General features: G+C 66.8%; 7 protein-coding genes. 3 read left to right on the plus strand and 4 right to left on the minus strand.

Annotated features, from left to right (window positions below; translation table 11 throughout):
- Window positions 1–33: 33 nt before the first annotated feature.
- Complete coding sequence (locus A5698_RS15885; protein ID WP_068298694.1) at window positions 34–1596, minus strand: phytoene desaturase family protein; 1563 nt, start codon at window positions 1594–1596, stop codon at window positions 34–36.
- 47 nt (window positions 1597–1643) lie between these two features.
- The gene (locus A5698_RS15890; protein WP_068298718.1) at window positions 1644–2240 is read right to left on the minus strand and encodes a TetR/AcrR family transcriptional regulator; all 597 of its coding nucleotides are present in this window, start codon (window positions 2238–2240) and stop codon (window positions 1644–1646) included.
- Between the two features lie 72 nt (window positions 2241–2312).
- Here A5698_RS15890 and A5698_RS15895 point away from each other — a divergent pair, with 72 nt between their 5' ends.
- From A5698_RS15895 to A5698_RS15905, 3 genes are read left to right on the plus strand one after another with little or no spacing between them, the layout of a single operon-like run.
- On the plus strand, window positions 2313–2807 hold the full coding sequence (locus A5698_RS15895; protein ID WP_067080902.1) for a DUF2834 domain-containing protein: 495 nt from the start codon (window positions 2313–2315) through the stop codon (window positions 2805–2807).
- 27 nt (window positions 2808–2834) lie between these two features.
- Window positions 2835–3293 (plus strand): ester cyclase, encoded by a 459-nt coding sequence (locus A5698_RS15900; RefSeq protein WP_068298696.1) that lies wholly within the window; start codon window positions 2835–2837, stop codon window positions 3291–3293.
- On the plus strand, window positions 3290–4078 hold the full coding sequence (locus A5698_RS15905) for an MBL fold metallo-hydrolase (protein ID WP_068298697.1): 789 nt from the start codon (window positions 3290–3292) through the stop codon (window positions 4076–4078). The genes A5698_RS15900 and A5698_RS15905 overlap by 4 nt, the downstream gene beginning before the upstream one ends.
- Here the strand turns inward: A5698_RS15905 and A5698_RS15910 are convergent.
- A complete protein-coding gene (locus A5698_RS15910) occupies window positions 4075–4917 on the minus strand; it encodes an SDR family NAD(P)-dependent oxidoreductase (RefSeq protein WP_068298700.1) in 843 nt (280 codons plus the stop codon). The genes A5698_RS15905 and A5698_RS15910 overlap by 4 nt on opposite strands.
- Window positions 4914–6107, minus strand: a 1194-nt coding sequence (locus A5698_RS15915) for a cytochrome P450 (protein ID WP_068298721.1), incomplete at its 5' end; no start/stop codon positions are given. The genes A5698_RS15910 and A5698_RS15915, both read right to left, overlap by 4 nt.

Here is a 6107-nt window from a genome sequence, read left to right on the forward strand (position 1 = left end):
CGCATTCCCGGTGCGAGGGGTGGGGAAACGGAATCAGGACATGTCGGCGAGCGCCTGCTTGGCCGCGTTGTAACCGGGGATGAACGTGATGCCCGGGCCGCCATGGCAGCCGGCGCTGGCCAGGTACAGTCCGTCGATCGGAATCGGTTGATCGACATAGCCTTTGGGCCCAGGCCGGTTGGGACCTATCTGGTCGGGGTGGATCAGGCCATGGCAGTAGTCGCCGCCGGGCGCACCGAACATGGTGCCCATGTGTTTGGGCGTGAAGGTCGTGTGGCGCAGGATGAGGCTCTCGAAGTTGGGCGCCAGCCGGGTGATCTTCTCGATGACCCGCTTGCCCATCTCGGCCTTCATCTCGCCGTAGCCCTGCTCGCCTTCCTCGATGGGAAACCACAGCGAGAACGCTGAGGCCGCGTGTTTACCGGGCGGCGCCAGGCCCGGATCGTTGACCGAAGGAATCTGCAGGGCGATCGACGGGTCGGTGGGCACGATGCCGCGCCGGGCGTCCTCCCACTGCTGCTGAAGTTCCTCGGGCGTGCTGAAAATGCCGATATTGGACTGCATTGCGGGGTCGTTGAGCAGTTCGTAAGGCGCCGCGAACTCCGGGACGCCGTCGAGCGCGAAGTGCATCTGCAGATAGCTGCCCCGGTGGTCCGTGTGCGAGAACCGATCCCGCACGTCGGCGGGCACCGCGTTGGAGTCGACGAGACCGTTGACGGTGAGGTCGGGCGCGACGCCGGACACGACGATCGGGGCCCACAGCGAGGTGCCGTCCTCGAGCCGCACTCCGGTGACCCGACCGTCCGCGACCGTCACCTCGACGACCCTGCTCCGCAACCGCAGTTCCCCACCGTTCGCGGTGAAGCCGTCGCACAGATGCGATGTGAGGGCTCCGATACCGCCGCGCAGTTTCTTGACCAGCAACGCGTTCTCGTCGGGGACGGCGAACCCGTACGCCAGAGCGGCGGCCGTGCCCGGGGTGGCCGGTCCGCGATAGGTGGTGTTGCAGGCCAACAGCGACAGCATGCCGCGCAGTGCACCGTTCTTCTCCTTGTCCGGCAGATAGCGGTCGAGCACATCGGTGACCGATCCGAACAACAGGTCGGTGATGGTCGAGCGTTCGAATTCGTTTGTCGCGCAGGCGTACATCTCGTCGAGCGTCTTCGGCGGCTGGCCGGCATCGAAGCGGCCCAACGCCCGCGTGGGGGCTTGGCACCACGCCATCAGGCCGGCCATGCCGTTGACCGCCTCGGCACCGTGAACCTCGTTGATGTGGGTCAGCAGCTTCACCGGATCGGTGTAATAGACCAACGGTTCGTCACCCAGGCCGCGCAGCGACACCGACATCACGTCGAGGTCCACGGTCGGCAGGGTGTCGAGCCCGAGTTCCCGGCTGACCACCGCCGAGGTGGGAATCTGCACCGAGCCGGCGATCTCGAACTGGAACCCGTCGAACAACTCGACGGTGGAGGCCATGCCCCCGGCGTAGAGCTTCGCGTCCAGGCACACGGTGCGCAGGCCGGCCTTCTGCAACAGCGTGGCCGCGGTCAACCCGTTGTGCCCGGCCCCGATCACGATGGCGTCGAAGTCAGTCATTCGCTGAGGCTGGCACGGGTGGAAAGTTTTGTCAATAATGACAAAACTCAGCCGGTGATGCCATCGGCCAACGCGCGCAGAGCCTCTCCGGTGAGCCGCGACAACTCCGGAAGTGAGCGCTCGTCACCGAGCATCCACACCTCCATCGCCCCGAATACGGCGGCGGCGATACAGCGGGCGGTGACCGTGATCCGCATCCGCTCGTCGATGGCGGCGTTCGGAGCAAGGCCCTCGGCGAGGTGGTCCGCGATCGCCTCGGCGAAGTCGGCCTCGACCTGGCGCATGTGCCGCACCACCCGGCCGGGTTCGAGCTCTTGTGCGCGCAGTGCCGCGGTCTGCGCGACGGCCCAGTCATCGTAGGGGCGGGCCATGATTGCGCCGTGCACCGAGTCGATGATCGACTCCTTCGGATTCCGGGCGGCCAATGCCGAACGGAACCAGTCCAGCCCGGCGTAGTCGGCGAAAAGGAGGTCGTGCTTGGACGCGAAGTGGCGGTAGAAGGTGCGCAACGAAACGCCGGCATCGGCGGCGATCTGCTCGGCCGACGTCTCCTCCACGCCCTGCGCGAGGAACCGTACGACCGCCGCCTTCCGCAGCGCTTCGCGGGTGCGCTCGCTGCGTGCGGTCTGGGCCGGACGGGGCATGTGGTTGAACGTACCCGACACCAGTTGTGTCAATATTGACAAAACTCGGCTCGGTGATGAGAAACTCCGGACATGGTTTCGTTGATCATCCACCTCGTCCTCGGATTCGCCACGCTGGCCGTGATCGTCAAGGCGAACCCCGCGATCTTCGCGCGCTACTCCTCGGGACCTCGAGTCACCAAGCTCGAGTTGTTCTACTACGTGGCGGGCGTCGCGTCGGTCATCCTCGGCTACTACTTCAACAACCAGTTCGTCGCCGAGTACGCCCCGCACGGCGGGTTGCACAACTTCGTCTGGGGGCCGGGCAGTTGGTCGGAGTTCATCGCGCTGGGCTATGACAATCCGGCCGCCAGCTCGGCCAGCCAGGACTACACGATCATGAGCCTGTTGTTGTTCCCGGCCTGGTTGCTGGTGGACGGCCGCAGGCGAGGTGTGAAGCACGCGTGGTTGTATCTGGGCTTCATCCTGTTCGCGAGTTCGGCATTCGCGTGGGCGTTCTACCTCGCGACGATCGAGCGCCAGCACCGGCATCAGCAGACCCTCGCGGAGGTCAAGTCGCCAGCCTGACGCCTTCGGCGGCCGTACAGTGCGTGCATGATCACCGACGCGCTGCGCCAACGCCGACTCGACGTGATCCGTGTGCACATGGACACCGAGGTCACCAAGGAGTTCAACGCCACCCTCGCGACCTTCAAAAACGAGTCCGGCGGACGTCCCCACTACGAGATCATGGCCACCGGCCAGGTCTTCGACGGTGACGACGAGGTGATGGCCTACTACCGCAGCACGCGCACCGCGTTCCCGGATCAGCGTCACGACAACGTCCGGTTCCACGTCGCGGACGACTCGGTGATCGTCGAATTCGACTTGCTGGGAACCAATCTCGGCGAGTTCTACGGATTGCCGCCAACGGGTAAGGCGTTCCGGGTGCCGGCGGCCGCCGTGTTCTTCTTCGACGACGACCGCATCGTCAACGAGCGCATCTACTTCGACTCCGCGAGCCTGGTGTCGCAGATCGGCCGCACGGAGCTGCTCACCGGAGGCGTTTCGTGAAGGTGCACCACCTCAACTGCGGGTCGATGCATCCATGGGGTGTGCCCGTCCTCGTCTGCCATGTACTGCTCATCGAGACCGACAACGGTCTCGTGCTTGTCGACAGCGGGTACGGGTTGGCGGACTGCGACGAACCGGCGCGCCGGACCGGCCCCACCCGTCGCTTCTTCCGGCCGTTCTTCGACCGAGACGAGACCGCGGTCCGGCAGGTGGAGCGGTTGGGTTTCCACCGCGAGGACGTCCGCCACATCGTGGTCACGCATTTCGACGTCGACCACATCGGCGGACTCTCCGATTTTCCCGACGCCGAAATCCACTGCACCGCGGCCGAAGTGCTCGGTGCGATGCATCCGCCCACGCGGGCCGAACGCTTCCGGTTCCGCTCGGCCCAGTGGGAACACGGACCCAAGATCGTCGAGCACACCCCCGACGGCGAGAAGTGGCGCGGGTTCGCGGCGGCCAAGGAACTGACCGAGGTGTCGCCGGGCATTGCGCTGATCTCGCTGCCCGGCCACACCCGCGGGCACGCCTGCGTCGCGGTCGACGCGGGGCACCGGTGGCTTCTGCACTGCGGTGACGCCTTCTACCATCCCGACACCATCGGCGGGCCATCCCGGATTCCGCCGGTGCTGGGCGCGTTCGAGAAGGTTGCCGCGTTCGACCTGAAACAGGTGCGCGAGAACCATTCTCGGCTCACCGAGTTGTATGGCCGTGGCGAGCCCGACCTGTTGCTGTTGTGCGCGCACGATCCGGGTCTGCTGAAGTATGCGCAGGAGACCGCTTAGCTGTTGGCGGCGCGCTTGCGCAGAAAGGTCTCCACGCGCTCGAGCGCGTCGAAGTAGCGCGACGGTGTGATCCGCGCGAGGGCGTCGAACATGTAGGCGTCCGGTCCGACGAGGATTCGGGCCTTGCCCGCCTCCACACCCCGGTGAATGATCTCCGCGGCCTTGTCGGGCTGGGTTCGCGTCATCGCGGCGAACTCCTTGGCCACCTGTTCCTTGGTCGGTCCGCCCGGCTCCTCACGGAAGCGCCCGTTGCGCACGATGTTGGTGTTCACACCGCCGGGGTGCACGTTGACGGCGGACACGCCGGTCCCCCGCAACTCCTGGCGTAACGAGTCGGTGAACCCGCGAACAGCGAATTTCGCCGAACAGTAAGCGCTTTGGCCGGGCATGCCGACGAGGCCGAAGACGCTGGAGGTGTTGACGATCACGCCCTCGTCCTGTTCGACGAGGATCGGCAGGAAGGCCCTGGTGCCGTTCACCACGCCGTGGAAGTTGATGTTCCACAACCAGTCGTCGTCCTCGACAACGGCGTCGAGCACGGTGGAGCCGAGCGCTACGCCGGCGTTGTTGAACACCGCTCCGATCGGCCGCGGCGCCCACTCGCGCACTTCGGCGGCGAAGTCGCGCTGTGCATCGGCATCGCTGACATCGAGCACCCGCAGCAGCGCCGGACCCCGCAGCGACGCCTCGGTCTCCTTGAGCCCCTGCTCGTTGACGTCGGCGATGGCCACCGGGCAGCTGTATGACGAAAGCCGCTGCGCCAGTGCGCGTCCGATTCCGGATGCCGCGCCGGTGATGACCGCGGTCCGGCCGCTGATGACTCTGCGCTGCTTGCTCACACTGACTCCTTCGTTGTCGAGCGCTCGGGGGCGATCGCCCGTTGCGTATCACTTGCCTCGCGGGCCCGGGGCCGCCGGAACACGACGGCGCGACCACCGCGTGCGGGGGCGGTGGCCACCCCGCGGGAGTGTCGTCCCTCCCCCAGGGCGGTGGTGGTGCCGAACTCGAACTCCCGCAGCAGGGTTCGCAGCGTCACGTTCATCTCCATGTTCGCGAACGCGGCGCCGATGCAGCGACGAATTCCGCCACCGTAGGGGATCCAGGTGTAGGTGTCGGGGTTAGTTCCCAGGAACCGGTCGGGGTTGAACGTGTCGGGATCGGTGAAGTGGCGCGGGGACTGGTGCGCCATCCCGATGCTGGCGATGACGGTGTGCCCCTTCGGGACGACCCACTCTCCCAATCGAAGACGCTCGCGGGTCACTCGGATCGTCGCCTCAACCACCGGGCGAACCCGTTGTACCTCCCACACCGTGGCCTGCGTCAACTCGCTTCCCCCGGCGTCGATCTCAGCGGTCAACCGTGACAGCAGTCGGGGATGCCTGCGCAGCCGCTCGATCGCCCACGCCAGCGTCGTCGCCGTCGTCTCGTGCCCGGCCGCCAGCAGGGTGAGCAGTTCGTCGGCGATGTGGGCGTCGGCGATCGGCGAGCCGTCCTCGTAGCGGGCTGCCAACAGCAGGGCCAGGATGTCGCTGCGGTCCGGGAGGGCGGCGTCCGCGCGCGCCCGGGCGATCAGGGTGGCGATGATGTCGTCGTAGCGTCGCCGCGACCGCTGGACGCGGCCCCACGGGCTCCACGGGCCGAGGTCGCGCCGCAAGGCCCTGGGCAGCACCGCCAGCCGCGACGCCAGCGGAACCATTGGCGGCAGCAGGTCGCGCAGTTCGTCCAATGCGCCGCCCTCGGCGCCGAACACGGTGCGCAGGATCGCGTTCAAGGTGATACGCATCATCGGCTGCAGCGTCTCGAACTCGCGGCCCTGGGGCCACGTGGCGATCTCGCGCATCACCTCCTGTTCGACGATCGCCTCGTACCCGGCCATCCGCTTGCCGTGGAACGGCGGCACGAGCAGCTTGCGACGTTCGCGATGCGCCGCGCCGTCGAGGCTGAAGGTCGACCCGGGTCCGAGCACGGCACCGAGGTTCGAGGCCCGGGCCACGAGGTCGCTGTTCGTCGTGAACAACTCCCTGATGAG

Origin of the sequence: Mycobacterium sp. E136 (assembly GCF_001666865.1) — a bacterium.
Taxonomy (GTDB): domain Bacteria; phylum Actinomycetota; class Actinomycetes; order Mycobacteriales; family Mycobacteriaceae; genus Mycobacterium.

Bases quoted from the DNA above. Each gene is read 5' to 3' on its own strand.
- A5698_RS15885 (WP_068298694.1), bottom strand. From the start codon at position 1,596: ATGACTGACTTCGACGCCATCGTGATCGGGGCCGGGCACAACGGGTTG.
- A5698_RS15890 (WP_068298718.1), bottom strand. From the start codon at position 2,240: ATGCCCCGTCCGGCCCAGACCGCACGCAGCGAGCGCACCCGCGAAGCG.
- A5698_RS15900 (WP_068298696.1), top strand. From the start codon at position 2,835: ATGATCACCGACGCGCTGCGCCAACGCCGACTCGACGTGATCCGTGTG.
- A5698_RS15895 (WP_067080902.1), top strand. From the start codon at position 2,313: ATGGTTTCGTTGATCATCCACCTCGTCCTCGGATTCGCCACGCTGGCC.